The organism is Pseudoalteromonas sp. PS5 (genome assembly GCF_004103255.1).
GTDB lineage: Bacteria > Pseudomonadota > Gammaproteobacteria > Enterobacterales > Alteromonadaceae > Pseudoalteromonas > Pseudoalteromonas peptidolytica.
Genome location: NZ_RCSQ01000222.1, coordinates 1 through 14,483 on the forward strand (window position 1 = coordinate 1; position 14,483 = coordinate 14,483).

14 protein-coding genes are annotated in these 14,483 nt (G+C 43.5%); 7 read left to right on the plus strand and 7 right to left on the minus strand.

All coding sequences use genetic code 11. The annotated features are described in order from the left end of the window. Positions 1-307 precede the first annotated feature (307 nt). From D9603_RS20775 to D9603_RS20790, 4 genes are all read left to right on the plus strand, one after another. Entirely contained in the window at positions 308-811 is a 504-nt protein-coding gene (locus D9603_RS20775; RefSeq protein ID WP_128732752.1) for an RNA methyltransferase, read from the plus strand. A 145-nt stretch (positions 812-956) separates the two neighbouring features. Further along, positions 957-1,235: a hypothetical protein gene (locus tag D9603_RS20780; RefSeq protein ID WP_128732753.1), complete on the plus strand. Its 279-nt coding sequence runs from the start codon at positions 957-959 to the stop codon at positions 1,233-1,235. A gap of 97 nt (positions 1,236-1,332) precedes the next feature. Continuing rightward, a complete protein-coding gene (locus D9603_RS20785) occupies positions 1,333-1,668 on the plus strand; it encodes a DUF3703 domain-containing protein (protein ID WP_128732754.1) in 336 nt (111 codons plus the stop codon). 90 nt (positions 1,669-1,758) lie between these two features. Further along, a complete protein-coding gene (locus tag D9603_RS20790) occupies positions 1,759-2,511 on the plus strand; it encodes a helix-turn-helix domain-containing protein (protein WP_241651737.1) in 753 nt (250 codons plus the stop codon). Between the two features lie 59 nt (positions 2,512-2,570). On the opposite strand, the gene D9603_RS20795 is transcribed toward D9603_RS20790, so the two are convergent. Next, positions 2,571-3,578 carry a fatty acid desaturase gene (locus tag D9603_RS20795; RefSeq protein ID WP_128732755.1) on the minus strand — a complete coding sequence of 336 codons (1,008 nt, stop codon included), beginning with the start codon at positions 3,576-3,578 and terminating at the stop codon, positions 2,571-2,573. A 303-nt stretch (positions 3,579-3,881) separates the two neighbouring features. Between D9603_RS20795 and D9603_RS20800 the strand changes: the two genes are divergently transcribed. Next, the gene (locus D9603_RS20800; protein ID WP_128732756.1) at positions 3,882-5,378 is read left to right on the plus strand and encodes a hypothetical protein; all 1,497 of its coding nucleotides are present in this window, start codon (positions 3,882-3,884) and stop codon (positions 5,376-5,378) included. A gap of 353 nt (positions 5,379-5,731) precedes the next feature. Here the strand turns inward: D9603_RS20800 and D9603_RS20805 are convergent, their stop codons facing one another. After that, a complete protein-coding gene (locus D9603_RS20805; RefSeq protein WP_128732757.1) occupies positions 5,732-6,160 on the minus strand; it encodes a thioesterase family protein in 429 nt (142 codons plus the stop codon). Between the two features lie 402 nt (positions 6,161-6,562). Here D9603_RS20805 and D9603_RS20810 point away from each other — a divergent pair, with 402 nt between their 5' ends. After that, a complete protein-coding gene (locus D9603_RS20810) occupies positions 6,563-6,877 on the plus strand; it encodes a hypothetical protein (RefSeq protein WP_128732758.1) in 315 nt (104 codons plus the stop codon). Positions 6,878-7,167: 290 nt separating this feature from the next. On the opposite strand, the gene D9603_RS20815 is transcribed toward D9603_RS20810, so the two are convergent. From D9603_RS20815 to D9603_RS20835, 5 genes are all read right to left on the minus strand, one after another. After that, complete coding sequence (locus tag D9603_RS20815) at positions 7,168-7,620, minus strand: NUDIX domain-containing protein (RefSeq protein WP_128732759.1); 453 nt, start codon at positions 7,618-7,620, stop codon at positions 7,168-7,170. 537 nt (positions 7,621-8,157) lie between these two features. Continuing rightward, positions 8,158-11,058 carry an aminomethyl-transferring glycine dehydrogenase gene (gcvP, locus tag D9603_RS20820; protein ID WP_128732760.1) on the minus strand — a complete coding sequence of 967 codons (2,901 nt, stop codon included), beginning with the start codon at positions 11,056-11,058 and terminating at the stop codon, positions 8,158-8,160. Between the two features lie 182 nt (positions 11,059-11,240). Further along, positions 11,241-11,630, minus strand: a complete 390-nt coding sequence (gcvH, locus tag D9603_RS20825) for a glycine cleavage system protein GcvH (protein WP_125250416.1) — start codon at positions 11,628-11,630, stop codon at positions 11,241-11,243. A 63-nt stretch (positions 11,631-11,693) separates the two neighbouring features. Further along, the gene (gcvT, locus tag D9603_RS20830; protein ID WP_128732761.1) at positions 11,694-12,776 is read right to left on the minus strand and encodes a glycine cleavage system aminomethyltransferase GcvT; all 1,083 of its coding nucleotides are present in this window, start codon (positions 12,774-12,776) and stop codon (positions 11,694-11,696) included. Positions 12,777-12,861: 85 nt separating this feature from the next. Further along, a complete protein-coding gene (locus tag D9603_RS20835) occupies positions 12,862-13,437 on the minus strand; it encodes a hypothetical protein (protein ID WP_128732762.1) in 576 nt (191 codons plus the stop codon). 129 nt (positions 13,438-13,566) lie between these two features. Here D9603_RS20835 and D9603_RS20840 point away from each other — a divergent pair, with 129 nt between their 5' ends. Then, the gene (locus tag D9603_RS20840) at positions 13,567-14,412 is read left to right on the plus strand and encodes a LysR family transcriptional regulator (RefSeq protein ID WP_128732763.1); all 846 of its coding nucleotides are present in this window, start codon (positions 13,567-13,569) and stop codon (positions 14,410-14,412) included. Positions 14,413-14,483 lie beyond the last annotated feature (71 nt).

Consider the following 14,483-nt stretch of genomic DNA (forward strand, 5'->3'; position numbering starts at 1 on the left):
TTGAGCAAGTATTAAGTCAAAGTGGTATTACAATACACTGACACAGCGCTAATTAACCTGAACTCGATGTTAGAAGTGAGTTATACCAAGCGCCATTAGCAGCCGTCGAAGTTGAAAAGATACTGGAGGCTATGTCCATTGGGGCTAGAACGGATAAACCCGCTCATAAAAGGCCGAATATATGGCAGCTACGAGCTTTGAAAGCTCTATCTTATAATCGCAAAGAGTCCAAATACGGTAATACATGATACAATCACCATTAGCGTTTTATGGTGGTAACACTGCCTTTTAGTGAGAATAGAAAAGTATGAGCAAATCGTTTGCAGCAATTGGATTAGTCAACCCTAAATCACCTACCAATGTCGGGGGAGTATTGCGAGCTGCGGGCTGTTATGAAGCTCAGGCTATCTATTTCAATGGCAATCGTTATGCAAAAGCGGCCAAGTACCACACTGATACTAAAAATATTGCCAATAACATTACCGTCAAACATGTTGATGACTTTATTTCGTTAAAAGCCCCCAGTCGTGCACTCGTATGTGTAGAATTGGTTGAAGGCGCCACCCCCCTACCTCAGTTTGTTCACCCTAGTGATGCGCTATACATTTTTGGCCCAGAGGATGGCAGCCTACCACAAGAACTTGTTGATGCAGCAGACGCCGTAGTGTACGTACCAACCACCGGTTGCATGAACTTAGCCGCCACCGTCAACGTGCTGTTATATGACCGCATGGCAAAGCGCTCAGTAGAATTTAATGCCGAGCAGATCCTCACCAGTAGAGACACAAATAATCGCCTGATTGTAACTTAACTTTTACTCAGAGCGGCTCACATCGAATAGGCCGCTCTTTGTCGTCTTCGTCACCCACACAGCCACCCACTCTAAATACCTCCCCTAATTACAACTACAGAAAAACGTATATATTTCAAAAACAATAATAAATTAAGGAAGAATAATGAAATATCAGCTCTCAATTTTAGCAATGTTGGCGGCTTGGCTTTTGCCACAGCAAAGCCAAGCCAATAGCCATAAAATTGAACATATCGCCTCTAACCTCTACCCGCATGTTCGCATCACCACAGAGCAATACCAACCTCATAGCATAATGACCTCAATGACTAAACATAAGCTACCAGGCTTAAGTGTTGCGGTGATCAAAAATGGCCAGGTTGTATGGGCAAAGGAGTATGTTGTAGCCAAGAAGCACAAACATATAACCAGTTTATTCAATTAACCTGAGCAGTTTGCGCGTAACATTAAGCTAAGCAAAAACACTGAAACTTGCTGATAAAAAATCCACAGCAACCGGATAAGCGAAGAGGACACCTTCCATGAAGCCTGCATTAAAGTTAGCATTTCAAGCGGAAATGGCCGCAACCAACAGGTACTATCAACACGCCCAGTATAGCGACTGTTTTTATCACTTAGAAAGAGCACATATTCTGGGGCAATCCTTTGTGATTGCGCACACCCAATCCCATTGGTGGATGCTTAAGCTTGGTTACAAAACAAAGAATAAAAAAGAAATATTAGGACAAATAGCCCGAATTATTGCTGCGATGTTATTTTCTAAAATCTGGATCCCCAAAGGGAATACTGGTGGCACCAATGTGAACCCATTCAAACCAATGGCAATCCCCGACGATTTAGCACAGCACCTGAAATAACCGCCGCGCAATAACGCCCTGAGGCAAGTTGTAAGGAGCCTCACTGCACATTACTATGGAACTCAAAATACAACCCAAGGGGCAAATGCTGTGATAGTACCTACAGTATGGATAGACGTGGGCGTGGTGCTTATTTATGGCTCGCACATAGACGCGGATTATCACCAACATGTTGCGCTGCAAGTCATCTGGCCGCAACATGGACACACGTACGAGTTAAGTGGCAACACGTTACATGGCTTGACCATTATTGCTTCAAAACAAAGCCACTGTCTGAGAATACAAAAAGGATGGATAGTGTTAGTTGAGCCCACCAGCCGGTTAGGAGAGCAGCTTACAACGTTATTAAAAGCGCAACCTTTTTTGCATGTTGATGATAGTGCTGACAAAAGTATGCGTTCACCTAAAGATAAAGAGGAGGCTTACGACCGCCTATCTCCTCTTTTTCAATCTCTATCGATAGACAGCACCTCGCTTCGATTAAACCAAAGCCTCGTTACAGATAGACGAATTCAATGCTTGCTCAACGAGTTAAACACTTGCTTTGCCGCTGAGTGTATCAAACCAAAGCACTGGCGCGCAGCTGACGTCGCACAGACACTCCACCTCTGTGAAAGCCGATTTCTTCACCTTTTTAAGGCTCAAATTGGGATAGCTTGGCGTCCATTTCTTTTATGGCGCAGACTAAACTGCGCACTACAAGCTTTAATAAAAGGATGCTCAGCAACTGACGCGGCATACATCGCAGGGTTTTCTGATGGCGCACACCTAAGCCGCACATTCCGTGCGACATTTGGCATGAGTATTGTCCAAGCAAAAACGAACTGGGTAACCAAAGATTAACGGCTTCCCGCCCCCTTATAAGCGCTCACTACCATAAAACATGTAGTAATAGTGATTGTCTAACTTTTAGCAGCAGGCTTTTCAATAGGGTAATGATTTGCATGCCTTAAACTCTTTAAATCATTAAAACGCACGCCATGCAGCGCCATAATCGGGCGTATTTTTTTACTGATTAACTGTCTAATATAAAATGGTTGATTAGGCACAAAGTGATGAATTGTGTGCGTGCGACCAAAGTCAAAGCAAAACAACTGAAACGGTAAAAACCAGCGACTGGTGATCACATGAGTCTGCTCCAGTATGTTACTCACGCCACCGTAATAATGCATGGAAGATGTTACGAGGTTTAAAGACGCTGAACGGATAACATTAGGTATAATTAGCACCACCATGAAAAACTCAGCAACCGCAAGTAGCTCAGCTCCCCACTTGGGCAATGCAAATGGCTGTACCCATTGCACTGTGTAATAGGCAATCACACCATACAAGGTCACAAAATAAGCCGTGGCAAACGGAAAGCCAGCATTAAATACCTGTAAAAATTTAAAACCATTGATTTCTCGACTAAACCGTTTGGCATTAATCAACAAACCAAGTAACCCATCGCTGACCACCACAGCTCGTAGCCAAGGAGACCGAATGCCATTACCTACCAAGCGCTCTTCTAGGTCTTGCTCTGTGCCGGATACTTTATGATGATGTAAATGAATGCGTCTTCGATACCATGGATTGACAGTATTTGGCCGCATCATCCACACTGCCAGCATCATAAAATGATAAATCAGCGGACGGTTACTAAAATACTGCCTATGGATCAAATCGTGTTCAAGCTCATGAGAAATTGAAGTTATGAAGGCCGCCAACAGAACACATAACCATGCAGGAATAATGGCAAAATAGTAGAGCAAGGCAACGCCAATTAGCGCACTTAACGACAACAGCAAAATCACCATCGCAATGCTGTTTTGCCAGTTTAAAATAGGATAACGCGATCGAAGCGACTGCTCTTCCGCTCTAATCGCGGCCACTATGGCTTTTATGTTCTGCTTTGCGGTTACTGTCGACATGACTTACTTCTCTCACTTAATAATGGTAAAAGCTTATCGTAAAGCGCCCATGTACTCGAGCTGATGCGTTGAAAAGCAATATCCTCTTAATCTTTTATATGATGCCTCCGGCCATTTCAACAGATCCCTTATGTTGTAATGCAATGTAATAGAAACAAACAAAATAACAAACAATAATCAACAAGATTGCAAAATACAATAGTACTCAACCACTAAGTACATTACGCAACACATAACTGATCCATCGCTTGATGAAGTAATGGATAGCCATTGAATATTCAATTTAAAAGTTAAGGAACAAACATGAAACTCAATGAATTATCAAATCAACCACCATTAAAAACCACTGCCGGATTAGCAACCATTGGAACTGGTGCTTCTGCTATCACTGCCAGCAGAAAGTCATCGCCTTTCGGTCCGTACAGTAAATTAGAAGAATTTATTAAAGAGATACCAACGCGTGGTGAATATGAATTAACGGCCACTATAAAGTGCATCGAAGATTCCAAGCAACTACATGAAATCACCACTCATAAAAGTGGTTTATCGATTAATTTGGGATTTTTTAGCTTTGGTCACAAACACAGCAATACACTAGAAATGAAAAGAAGCTCACGATATGTGTATTTTCTCGCTTGTGCAAGGCGGGAGGGTAAAACTCGGCAACTTGAGTTAGAAGAACCGAACGCTGCTGCAAATGAGGTCTATAAACAAAGCCCGAGTATGTTTTATAAAGACTATGGGAGTGCCTATTTAAAAGGTCAAACGCATGGCCTTTACTGCTACGTTTTATTTGAGTTTGAATTTGACTCAAAGGCAGAAGCAGAAAAAGCAAAAACCGATATAAAAGCCTCAATCACAACAGATGATGGCACAGGAGGAGGCTCAATTGGCTCTGGCAAATCTTTTTCTGAAAAGTGTAAAGAGCTCAAAGCTGTTGCCACATACGACACAAACCTAAAAGATGTGAAGATTGATTCCCAAGATATTCCTGGACTATTAGCGCTGGTTAATCAAGTTGCTGAAAGAGATGTATCTCATGCCCCTGCTATGATCGATGAATACGCCCCTTACCTCTCTCACACCCATGAAGACTTAATCAATCGTGTAGGTGACGTAAAATACGCACTTGAAACTTATAAAGTGTCAGAAAACCTAGAGCTTTATAAAAAAATAGAAAGTGACTTAGCGCTAGCATTACAACACAAAGAGGATTTTGTGGAGCAAGATGAAATAGCTAAATCTAAAGATTACTATGGAGAGTTAATTAGCATTCTAGAGGAAGTAGTTAAAAAACTCGATGCAAATATATATTCTGATGTTATTGAAAAGAACTTTGAGACATATTCAGATCTGCTTAAAAAGCAGGGAGAATATATCACCGCAGAAGAGCTTACCCGAAAACAACTAAGCTTAGGAAAACATGGCTTTAAATCCACAAAGACTGGTGCAAATGCGTTAGAGAATACTATAAATAATATTATTGGCAGCACAAATGGTTACTGTAATAAATACTCGGCTTCAGGGCATTCTGACTCAGGCCATATTCAAGGGTTAGTTATATACAGTAGAAACAAAATTGATGTTAAAACTTCTGTGCCCGCAAATATAACCTGGAAATCAACACAAACTAACTATAAAGCACATGAACACCTTTCTGTTGGTGAAAACCACTTAAAGGATTGGATAGAAGGAAACCTTACACCTTGGCAGTTTTTTCACTGCTCTGTAGTAACGGCTTTCAACAAAAAGTCAGGAAAAACGCACTATGCCGTAGTGTATCCTAACTTACCAGGCTAGAAAAAGCTTACGGCACATCACTATTCGATAGAATATAGGATGGCAAAACTCTTTCACTTTTTTAGATAAGTAGTCAATTTGAAAGCGGTTCAATAGCTTAGTAGTCAGTCTATTTAGTGATGCTAAATATGGGCTTAAATGCGGCTGATAAGGCCCTTCAAGTTGACTGAGGTTAGAAAGTTAGCTCAACCTGTATTCTATGTCGAGTTACTTGATAAAGTGATTGCAACAGTAGCGAAACCACTTAAAAACGCTCACTTAGCAATCACTTTATTTATAAGAGCCAAACGTTGTTACTTGCCCCCAAAAATATAATTGATTAGGTTAACTACAGCTTTAAAAAAGCTTAAATATCACTCCATTTCATACTGCTTTAAAATGCTCAGCATATTCTCTGGAATTGGCGATTTTTTCCCTGTTTTCATATTAAACATCACCACATTCGCATACCCCGTTGTGCATACTGCTTGTTGCGATTCACTAAACGCCTCGTAGCGCATGGTAAAACGATCTTCTTTGATATCAGTGATATATGAACCAATATGCAAGGTATCTGGAAAAGTGACGGGTCGTTTATATTGCGCGTACGTATCACGCAAAACCGGACTATGGGTAGGCTCTGATAATACCGAAAGTAAGCCCGTTTGAGTCAAAAAATCGATTCGCGCAGTTTCAAAATAGCGAAAATACGACACGTTATTCACATGCCCCAACGCATCCATTTCTCCCCATACCACATTCACTTTGGTGGTGATTGCAAACTTTTCTAAAAACTCCTGCATGATATTGCCTTTAATTTTGTTTATTGAACTTGAGAGTAACAACTCATCGTACCAGCAACAAGGTTAACGAGATAATTTAAAGACAACTTGTCAAAACAAAGAAAGCAAAGCCAGCATTTCGCAGCACAACCTTACGCCTCCCGCGTAGGTCGCCATTTATGGCGACAAATAATACACCCATTCCCTTTGATTTCGACACAGCGGTAAACATAAGCGCAACCCCTATCATTCAGTCTCATAAAAAATTGACACCTTTTGTGGGAGCAACACCCAAGACAAATCACTAATAATTTTTCTCAATACTTTCAATACATAAGAAAACAGCGAAGCGATATTTACTAGCTTGGTTTAAAAGATGCATAGGAAATCAAAATCATAATTCAGCCAAAAAACATTACCAATATGAACAAAAGCACAAATACAGTTTATGTGTTGAGCGGTTACGCTAAATGCGCCATCACTCAGCAAGGAAAATACAAACTCGGCAATAAACACTCCATCGGCCTGCTGACCACAGATGAAAACTATGAAGATAACATCAGCAAACTTAAGGCCTTTATTAAAGATTTAGGCTGGGAGTCCATTACATTTTGTATGGTCGAAACCGTTGACGACATCAGTACCCTACCCAACGACGTATTGGCTGCGAGCTTTCTTCGTGCTCAGCAAAATGGCCAATCATTAGTGGTAAACGATCTCCCTATTACCGTCCACTAGAGCGATAAGTGCACGCGAAGGAGCGGCTTTACGCCGCGAGCTTTTGATGCTTGCCATTTGCGGCTACAAACAACATGTAGCTGTGACTTTTTTAAATCCGCTCTTCAACTTTACTTTTATATTGCCTTGCCGACCATAAGCAGCGGACTAAGCTATTTTACACCAAGCAGAAGTTGATCTAGTCGGAGCGGCTTTACGCCGCGAGCTTTTGATGCTTGCCATTTGCGGCTACAAACAACATGTAGCAATGACTTTTTTAAATCCAATTTTTAATTTTGCCGAACAACTCATTAGCCAAGCTTTATACGAAAAAGCTCGTTAATAGGCTTATCTACAAAGTACTCCCATACATGTTTGAACACTGCGTGCTGCGCTGGAAAAGGTGCGAGCTTCAAAGCTTCTTCTAAATTGCACCATTCAAAGTCGGTGTGTTCATCATTTAGAACCACTTTTTGATTGGCTGGACATTTGACTACAAATACAGGAATGACCTCAATAACGTTGGAATAGGATGCATAAAACTGCTCTAAAAATTGGCCATTGTACAGATCAGTTACTTCTATCTGAGTTTCTTCATAAAACTCTCGAACAATGGTTTGCCAAGGTAATTCGCCTTCTTCCATTGAGCCTGCAACATGACACCAGAAGCCACCTTTCGTACGCTTCATCAATAGCATTTTTGTTTCGCCATTTATTTCCGACAATGCTACTGCGGAAACAATTGAATTATTTATTGGAATCATTTTTAAACCTTATAAATCGCGATAGCCGCAAACACCACACGGCGATACGAGAAAAGCAGACAATCTAACCTAAGCTTTTATGTCGCAGCAGCTAATCTGAGCGCTAAGTGCTGAGAACTATCCTCATAGTACCTTTTATCGATACTTACTTTCAACAACGTATTACAACACGCTGTCCACTTGGATTTGTTACGCAGCATTCAATTATTTACCATGGTTGCTATTTAAGGCTACGAACAATTTGTAGCAGCGACTTTATGTCGTGACTTATTTTTGAATCCAGCTCTAAACTTTACCTCATGTCGCTTCGCCGGGAAGGCAAAAACAAAGAGGCATATTATTTGTCGTCATAAATGGCGACCTACACAAAGATTTAGTGTGAAGTCGCAGTTATTCGTCGCTATAAGGGATCGCGGCGTAAAGCCGCTCCCAGACACGAGCCTCCACCACATCCACGCCCAAAAAAAAGCCGCCCCTTTTGCAAAGGGCGGCTTTTCAATATTAGCTAAGTCGCGCAAAAGCGCGACTTACAACCTCTTACGCGTCGCGGTAAGTATCAACTGCGGGGCAAGAACAAATTAGGTTACGGTCGCCGTACACATCATCGATACGGGTTACCGTTGGCCAGAATTTGTCTTTTGCTACGCTTGGTACTGGGAATGCAGCGTAAAAACGGTCGTATGCACGGTTCCAGTCGTTGCTTAGTACGTCAGCTTGCGTGTGTGGCGCAAATACTAATGGGTTATCTTCAATAGACCACTCGCCTGATGCAATCTTGTCGATTTCACCTTTGATAGAAACCATGGCTTCGATAAAGCGGTCGATTTCTACCTTAGACTCAGATTCCGTTGGCTCAACCATAAGTGTGCCCGCTACTGGGAACGACATTGTTGGAGAGTGGAAGCCGTAGTCTTGTAGACGCTTAGCAACGTCCATTTCGGTAATGCCTGTGGCTTCTTTCAGTGGCCGTAGGTCAACAATACACTCGTGGGCAACACGGTCGTTACGGCCACGGTATAGAATTGGGAAGTGCTCGCTTAACTTCGCCGTTAGGTAGTTAGCGTTTACAATTGCCATTTCTGTTGCTTGTTTTAGGCCTTCACTGCCCATCATTGCGATGTATGCCCACGAGATCGGTAGAATAGCTGCAGAGCCGTAAGGTGCCGCAGAAACCGCGCCGTTGCCTACGTTTGTGCCTTCTACATTGATCACGCTGTGGTTAGGCATAAATGGCGCAAGGTGCGATTTAACGCCAATAGGACCAACACCTGGGCCACCGCCACCGTGTGGAATACAGAATGTTTTATGCAGGTTTAAGTGTGATACGTCAGAGCCGATTGAGCCTGGGCTGGTTACTCCAACCTGTGCGTTCATGTTTGCGCCGTCCATGTATACTTGACCGCCGTGCTGGTGCACGATGTCGCATACTTCACGGATAGACTCTTCGTATACACCGTGTGTAGACGGGTAAGTTACCATGATGCACGATAGGTTTTCAGCTACGTCAGCGGCTTTCGCGCGTAGATCTTCTATATCGATGTTACCGTTTTTATCACAGTCAACCACAACCACTTTCATGCTTGCCATTTGTGCAGACGCTGGGTTTGTACCGTGCGCTGAACTTGGGATCAAGCAAATATTACGGTGACCTTCACCACGAGACTCATGATACTTACGGATAGCAATAAGACCTGCGTACTCACCTTGTGCACCTGAGTTTGGCTGTAGTGATACTGCGTCGTAACCTGTGATGTTCACAAGCCAGTCGTGCAGCTCAGTCATCATGATCTTGTAACCCGCTGCTTGGTCGATTGGGCAGAACGGGTGTAGCTCTGCAAACTCAGGCCAAGTCACTGGGATCATTTCAGCGGTCGCGTTTAGCTTCATGGTACACGAGCCCAATGAGATCATTGAGTGGTTTAGTGCTAAATCTTTGTTTTCAAGACGCTTGATATAACGCAGCATCTCGGTTTCGCTGTGATAGCTGTTGAAGTTTGCGTGCGTTAAAATTTCGTCGTCGCGCACTAAGCCTGCAGGAATACCTGTGATGTTCTCGCCTGACACTTGTGCGTCTAGCGCATCTACATTCAGGCCATGGTCGTCACCTAGAATAATATCAAATAGCTCAGCTACGTCCGCACGCGTTGTGGTTTCGTTTACTGCAATAGAGTATTCGCCGTTATGGTTAAGGGCAAAGTTCACGCCTTTTGCTACTGCACGCGCCACAACTGCTTGTTTGTCAGCGTCGTCCGCTGTAACCGTAATGGTGTCAAACCAAGTATCATGCTTAAGTGCTACGCCTTTTGCTTTAAGACCGGTGGCAAGAATGCTTGCAAGGCGATTAATGCGCTCAGCGATGATCTTAAGACCTTGAGGGCCGTGGTAAACCGCGTAAAACGCAGCCATGTTCGCAAGTAACACCTGTGCAGTACAGATGTTTGAGTTCGCTTTCTCACGGCGGATATGCTGTTCACGAGTTTGCATCGCCATACGTAGCGCGTCGTTACCTAAACGATCTTTAGACACACCAATAATACGGCCTGGTAGTGAACGCTTGTAAGCATCACGCGTGGCAAAGAATGCCGCGTGTGGACCACCGTAACCCATAGGTACGCCAAAACGCTGTGCAGAGCCAAGCACTACGTCTGCACCTAGTTTACCTGGTGCTTTAAGTAGCATTAAGCTCATGATGTCTGCGGCAACACAGGCAATCGCTTTTTTGTCTTGTACTTGTGCGACTAGGTCAGTAACGTCAACCACTTCACCTGATGTTGTTGGATACTGGAATAGCGCGCCGAAAATGTCGTGGTTAGCAGCGTCGCTAGCAGGGCCTACTACGATTTCAAAACCAAACTGCTCAGCACGCGTTGATACTACGTCAATAGTTTGTACATGTACGTCGTCTGCAATAAAGAAGGTGTTTGCTTTTTTCGCTTTAGATACACGTTTTGCAAGCGCCATTGCTTCTGCGGCTGCGGTTGATTCGTCAAGTAGTGATGCACTGGCAAGATCAAGGCCGGTAATGTCCATAGTCAGCGTTTGGAAGTTAAGTAGCGACTCCAAGCGACCCTGCGCAATCTCTGGCTGATAAGGGGTGTAAGCCGTGTACCAACCCGGATTCTCAAGTACATTACGTAAAATAACATTAGGTACATGAGTTGGGTGATAGCCTTGACCGATGTAAGATTTGAAAACCTTGTTTTTGCTCGCTACTGATTTCAGGTAGCTAAGGGTTTCCACTTCTGTGCGGCTTTCACCGATCTGTAAGCCCTCTTCTAAGCGAATTGAAGCAGGTACAGTTTGACCGATCAGCTCTTCAACACTAGATACTCCAAGAGCGCTTAGCATCTCACTCACCTGTGCTGGGCTTGGCCCGATATGGCGACGGATAAAATCTTGCTTTTGCTCTAACTGTTCAAGAGATTTGGCGTTTGACATTAGTCCAGGTTCCTATGATCCAAATGAAAAAGGTGAATACTGTTTTTATCTAAAAAAGATACCTTGGTAACGGCAGTATTCTAAAAACGTTGGTATGAACTCGTCATACCTTGAGCAAGCACCCTTGCTCAAAAAGCAACAATAAAAGCCCCTAAAAAGGGGCTTTTATTACTATCAACAAATTAGTCTTCGTCGATTGAATTTGCGTAGCCTTCAGCGTCTAGTAGATTGTCTAATTCTGACTCGTCAGACGCTTTAATACGGAACAACCAACCGTCACCGTACGCATCGTTGTTTACAGTCTCAGGCGCATCTTCTAGGTCTTCGTTTACCGCAATGATAGTACCGCCGATTGGTGCATAGATGTCTGATGCTGCTTTTACAGACTCAGCAACTGCACAGTCTTCACCCGCGTCAACTTCATCGTCTACGTCTGGTAATTCAACGAATACCATGTCGCCTAGAAGTTCTTGTGCGTGCTCAGTGATACCTACTGTGTACTCGCCATTGCCTTCAGCGCGAACCCACTCGTGTGAAGTAGCGTACTTTAACTCGCTAGGAATGTTGCTCATTTTTTTGTTCCTTTGGTCGATTGTGATGACGCCCCGTGAGCGACACCAATGTTATTCTTAAAATTAGATAATTGACTTGCCGTTACGAACGAAACTTGGCTTAACTACTTTAACATCAACTAGTTTCTTACGCATTTCAACCTGTGCGGTCTCGCCAACTGAACGAGGTACACGCGCAAGCGCGACACTAAAGCCTAAAGTCGGAGAGAATGTACCAGAAGTGATAACACCTTCGCCACCTTCTACGATAACTTTAGAGCCACCGCGCAACACACCTTTACTTTCAAGGACTAGACCAACTAACTTGTCAGTGCTTTTTTCTGCGCGCTGTTTAGCAATAGCTGCACGGCCAATAAAGTCACGATCCTCTGGCTCCCAAGCGATAGTCCATGCCATGTTCGCCGCAAGCGGAGAAACCGTTTCGTCCATATCAGAGCCATAAAGGTTCATGCCCGCTTCTAAACGTAGCGTATCACGTGCACCTAAGCCAGCTGGACGCACACCTGCGTCTAATAATTTTTGCCATAAGTCCGCAGCACCGTCGTTGTGCACTACGATCTCATAACCAGCTTCTCCGGTGTAACCTGTTGTTGCAATGAAAAGGTCGCCAGCTTGCACACCGAAGAAAGGTTTCATACCTGCTACGGCCGCTTGTTGTTGTTCGTCTAGAATAGTCGCTGTTTTCGCAATTGCATTTGGTCCTTGTACCGCAATCATTGCGTACTCAGGGCGCTCTGTCACTGTCACGTCAAAACCGGCTGCCACAGCATTAATGTGTGCAAGATCTTTTTCACGTGTTGCAGAGTTAACCACTAGGCGGTATTGCGTTTCAGTGAAGAAGTAAATGATAAGGTCATCAATCACGCCACCCTGCTCGTTTAGCATACCGGTATATAGCGCTTTACCAGCCACTGTTAACTTAGCTACATCGTTTGCAACTAGTTTTTGTAGAAATGCTTTAGCGTCTACACCTTCGATATCAACAATCGTCATGTGTGAAACATCAAACATGCCCGCGTCTTGGCGCACCGCATGGTGCTCTTCAATTTGTGAGCCGTAGTTGATTGGCATTTCCCAACCGTGGAAGTCTACCATTTTTGCGCCAGCTTCTAGGTGCTTAGCGTGTAGTACTGTTTTAGAAGTCATACTTATCCTTCACTTTTTTACTCAGCAACTTATATTGGGCACTGAGGGGGTTATTGTTATCGTACTTTCGATAACTGCACGGAATTTATGAAACGAGTTTAAAACCAGCATCAGTAAGCGTTGTTTGCCACTTATCTAACACAGCAGCTTGTGCAATCAACTGGTATTGTTGCTGTTCGTCCACCAGCAAGGTTGTAATAAATACTTCGCCGCTTTGTTTGCCATAACAGGCATTTTTGTCTGAAATCCTAAGGCCTGGTGTTAACGTAAAGTCGTGAATCAAACGTTCAAACGCAAGCTCACCACTTAAGGTTGCTGCGGCTAAGTCGTGACGACGTACCAGTTCAATATCAAACTCATCCGCATGATTATCAATCAATGTTGCAAGCTCAGTGGCAGCTCTTTCACTGACAACAAAACGGTAAGCAGTTTCACTAAAATAGTACACGGCAAAATTTTCGCCACTGTCTAGCTTGCCCTGAAAGCCCAAGCCTGGCGCCATTAATTTATTTAGATTAAGGGTAAGAATTTGACTTAAAAAAGGCGTGGTTTCAAAGCCACTGAAGTCCAGCACCACAACAGCATCCGTTGGTTTGTAATGGTTTTGCGTCGGAACACTGCCCTGACGGTGCTTTGCAAAGATAATTGGCGTGACGCTCATGGCACTACCTTAGTGAAATTTCGATGAGCAAAAGTATAAGGATGCGCAAACTCAACAACAAATTGTATTTACTTATCAATTGATAAATAATATTAATGTACTTGGGTTTTATAAATTGCATTTCCTTATATGAAAAACTTATCGATTGATGGATTAAGAACGCTGGTCACTGTGGTAGATGTCGGTGGCTTTGCCAAGGCTGGCGAGCTACTAGGCTTGTCTCAGCCCGCTGTTAGTTTGCAAATTAAACGCTTAGAAGACATGCTCGGTTGCAAGCTGTTTAAAAAACAAGGACAGCGGCAGATATTAAATCAATATGGCGAGCTGCTTTTGCCACTTGCCAAACAAATGCTGCAGCAAAACGATGCAATTATTCAGCAATTTACCTCTGAAAGTGTCACAGGCAGAGTGCGGTTGGGTATTCCCAGTGAATTTGCTGCACGGATCTTACCCTCAATTATTGGTGATTTTGTGTCTTTATATCCCGATGTTGCACTTGAAGTTAAATCAAGGCTGAGTAAACACTTACTTTCTGTGGTAAGGCAAGATCAATTTGATTTAGTGTTGGCGCTTAACGAAGAGCTCAGTTCGTCCAAGTATCCGGTGTTTATGCAAGATCAGTTAGTCTGGGTTGGCGATTTATCGCTTGCGCAGCATTCGATTGTCACTTTAGTTACCGCACCAGAAGGCTGTATCTATCGCCGCCGCGCTATTGAAGCGCTGCAACAAGCTGGCTTGCAATACCGTATTGTATACAGTAATGCCGATTTAACCGGCCTTACTGCAGCTTTAAAAGAGGGGCTCGGGATCACTGTGCTGGCCAAAAGCACTGTTCCTACGGAATTGCCTTATCAGACCCAAACCCAAATATTACCCAAGCTCGGGCAAATTGGTATCAGCCTAGTCAAAAACACCCAAGAGTCCGCCCATGCCGTTGATAAACTCGCCGAGTTTATTGCATTGAGGTTAGGTTAAAAGATCGCGATGTAAAATCGCTCCCACCTACAACCTGAAATCTCTGTAGGAGGTGATTTTAGAAAAGTTCG

Excerpts from the sequence above, each read along its gene's own strand:
- D9603_RS20810 (WP_128732758.1), top strand. The coding sequence starts at position 6,563 with ATGAACAAAAGCACAAATACAGTTTATGTGTTGAGCGGTTACGCTAAA.
- D9603_RS20835 (WP_128732762.1), bottom strand. The coding sequence starts at position 13,437 with ATGAGCGTCACGCCAATTATCTTTGCAAAGCACCGTCAGGGCAGTGTT.
- D9603_RS20800 (WP_128732756.1), top strand. The coding sequence starts at position 3,882 with ATGAAACTCAATGAATTATCAAATCAACCACCATTAAAAACCACTGCC.
- D9603_RS20815 (WP_128732759.1), bottom strand. The coding sequence starts at position 7,620 with ATGATTCCAATAAATAATTCAATTGTTTCCGCAGTAGCATTGTCGGAA.
- D9603_RS20840 (WP_128732763.1), top strand. The coding sequence starts at position 13,567 with ATGAAAAACTTATCGATTGATGGATTAAGAACGCTGGTCACTGTGGTA.
- D9603_RS20775 (WP_128732752.1), top strand. The coding sequence starts at position 308 with ATGAGCAAATCGTTTGCAGCAATTGGATTAGTCAACCCTAAATCACCT.
- gcvT (WP_128732761.1), bottom strand. The coding sequence starts at position 12,776 with ATGACTTCTAAAACAGTACTACACGCTAAGCACCTAGAAGCTGGCGCA.
- gcvP (WP_128732760.1), bottom strand. The coding sequence starts at position 11,058 with ATGTCAAACGCCAAATCTCTTGAACAGTTAGAGCAAAAGCAAGATTTT.
- D9603_RS20780 (WP_128732753.1), top strand. The coding sequence starts at position 957 with ATGAAATATCAGCTCTCAATTTTAGCAATGTTGGCGGCTTGGCTTTTG.
- gcvH (WP_125250416.1), bottom strand. The coding sequence starts at position 11,630 with ATGAGCAACATTCCTAGCGAGTTAAAGTACGCTACTTCACACGAGTGG.
- D9603_RS20805 (WP_128732757.1), bottom strand. The coding sequence starts at position 6,160 with ATGCAGGAGTTTTTAGAAAAGTTTGCAATCACCACCAAAGTGAATGTG.
- D9603_RS20795 (WP_128732755.1), bottom strand. The coding sequence starts at position 3,578 with ATGTCGACAGTAACCGCAAAGCAGAACATAAAAGCCATAGTGGCCGCG.
- D9603_RS20785 (WP_128732754.1), top strand. The coding sequence starts at position 1,333 with ATGAAGCCTGCATTAAAGTTAGCATTTCAAGCGGAAATGGCCGCAACC.